The 2519-nt window shown below is 32.8% G+C and carries 1 protein-coding gene; it reads left to right on the top strand.

The features are described from left to right. Positions 1–159 precede the first annotated feature (159 nt). On the top strand, positions 160–612 hold the full coding sequence (locus WYK_RS06035) for an NUDIX hydrolase (protein WP_040373662.1): 453 nt from the start codon (positions 160–162) through the stop codon (positions 610–612). Positions 613–2519 lie beyond the last annotated feature (1907 nt).

Below are 2519 nucleotides of genomic sequence, written 5' to 3'. Positions count from 1 at the left end.
TGGTAGCCTTTTGAATGTAAGATTCTTACACAAATCATACATTCAAAATCCAGGGAAAAGAATACCCTTTTCAACTATCGGTGCAGGTGAGTTGGATAAGGAAAAAGTCTTTACCTTTTAGAATTAAATACTTTTAAAAAGAAAAAGGAGAATAACCTTATGGATTATGTAAGAGAATTACGAGCATTGGTTGGACACATACCTCTAATACTAACTGGGGCCGTTGTCTTGGTTATGAACGACAATAATGAACTATTACTACAACATAGAAATGACGGCGGTTGGGGATTACCAGGTGGTTTAATGGAATTGGGGGAAAGTTTAGAGGAGACCGCAAAAAGAGAAGTTAAAGAAGAAACTGGACTTACCATTGGTAAGTTAACATTATTAGGTGTATTTTCTGGAAATGAATATTATTTTAAAGTCGCTAATGGAGATGAATTATATTCTGTAACAGCTGTTTATTATTCGAGTGATTTAAAGGGGACTATAGAAGTTGATAAATCTGAATCAATAGATATCCAGTTCTTTAGTCTTAATCATTTACCAGATGGTCTAACTGAAGAATACCAAGGTTACATATATCCATATATTGAACAAATATCTAGGTAAAACCAATCCTTTATAAAAAAGCCGGCCCAAGGCCAGCTTCCTAGATCAGGGGTTATGTTAACTAAAAAATCGTTCTTGTTCTTTAAATAGAAAATTTTTTAAAAGACCTTCCGGGAATATTCAACTTATTTGAATATCAGCAACAATTCGAGAAAGTATTCAATTCGATTGGAATAGACAATCTATCATTGGAAATGATCCAAACAGTAATTGGGACACAAAAATATACTAAATACGGTGATATATACTCTAATCGTAAACTCACAGATAGTGACCTCCTAACTTACCTGTTTAAACATTATGTCAACAAGCCACTGCGAATAGATAAGGATGGAGTTGCACAATTGGAAGCGTTGGCAAGACGACATCTTAATTATGAGCTTGGCGCTAGTATCCGATCGATCAATGCACGAATCAGGAATGCAAAAAGCTTATTGCTAGTTGACAGGTTAACTTTTGAGTATTTTGATAGTTTAAAGTTTGATACCACTCTTATTTGGGAGATCGAATACTACTTAAATCAAGAGTTTAATAAAAGAAAGATCATTAATGTTAAAGACGTTTTCGAAATATTCGACGGTAAACTCAAAAAAATAGAATTTTACAACAAAATACATCTTTATTCCTTAATAAAGTATTTTCTTGAAAATAAGTTTATCATTGGCCAAGGAAATACACTTAATATCTACAAAAAAGAGAATTAGGTGCTGGTGTTGAAAAACTCTGCTTTCTTTCATGAAGGAGAACGGGGCCATTATTCAAGGGAACAATGAGCTTCCCAGAAAAACAACCATCGGTCTTTGCATTTATAAGAATTCTTTCAACTCGGATAGTGTAGAACAAACGATCTCCTGAAATTGGAGGACGACCTGGTTAATCTACGGACCGCATCAACCGCTTTTAGGCACAAATACACGAACGGAACGCACTGTGAGCTATTCAATAGATGACACACTCCTAAAAAACCAACAAATGACTGCCCTTAGCATGTATCCTAAGATTACCTGACTATTATTCTTTAATTAAAAAGCCTCCACTAAAATGGGAGTTTTATGTTGTGACTATTGGTGGCATTTTAAAAGCTCTATTCTCACCTACTACCAATAATCATTCGTTTTCCAGTGCTTATCAATCTCTTCTACTATGAAATCTATCACCATATTTTCAACATTATCTTGCAGCTCTTCCTGACAATTGGAGAGTATTTTTTTAATCCTTTTTAATTTATACTCCGTACCATTCTACCCCCATTCTAGAAAGCAAGTTCCTCAGATTCGTATCACTAATTTGAATAGCAAACGAAAAATCCATAATCTTTACACCTTCAGCCATGTTCTCATCCCCTTTTTAAGTCCCTACAATATTAGTACTATCAAAGTCACTTCCTGTTAATGACTTCAGCATAGCTAAGATTAATGAAAAGGGAAAATCGTAAAAACTCCATTTTCAGTCTCAAATACGTTTACAAAACAAGGTATTTAATAAGGAAAATAATGTTTTAGTCTCAAATTAATAATAAATAAGAAATAAGTAGTTACTTTTCTATCATTATTAATAGGAACATAAATACTGAGGTATGATTCTGATTGGCGGAACTATCGCAGCTAAAGAATCGAAAGGTGAGTAGGATCGTTCTAAAATTCATTTATTTATCTGATTTGTCTAATGATAATAAACCGCTGTTAGTTAAACTGTAGATCAGAATTTTCAAAATAAACAAAAATATAGTTTACAATTGCAGTAAAAAAATGTATCATTTCCTTATAAAGTTAATGAAATCGATTTCATTGAGTGAGCTCTCTATTATTTACAAATGGAATCAGGAGTGAAGAATGTTAGTGATTCCTTTCAAATCAGTTTTTGAATTATTCATTACCACCACTGAATATTTATGTTAATAATTCTAA

Origin of the sequence: Peribacillus psychrosaccharolyticus ATCC 23296 (genome assembly GCF_000305495.1) — a bacterium.
Lineage (GTDB): Bacteria > Bacillota > Bacilli > Bacillales > DSM-1321 > Peribacillus > Peribacillus psychrosaccharolyticus.
Note: the sequence above shows the minus strand (reverse complement) of the source record. Positions and strands in the feature narration are given on the sequence as shown.

Excerpts from the sequence above, each read along its gene's own strand:
- WYK_RS06035 (WP_040373662.1), top strand. The coding sequence starts at position 160 with ATGGATTATGTAAGAGAATTACGAGCATTGGTTGGACACATACCTCTA.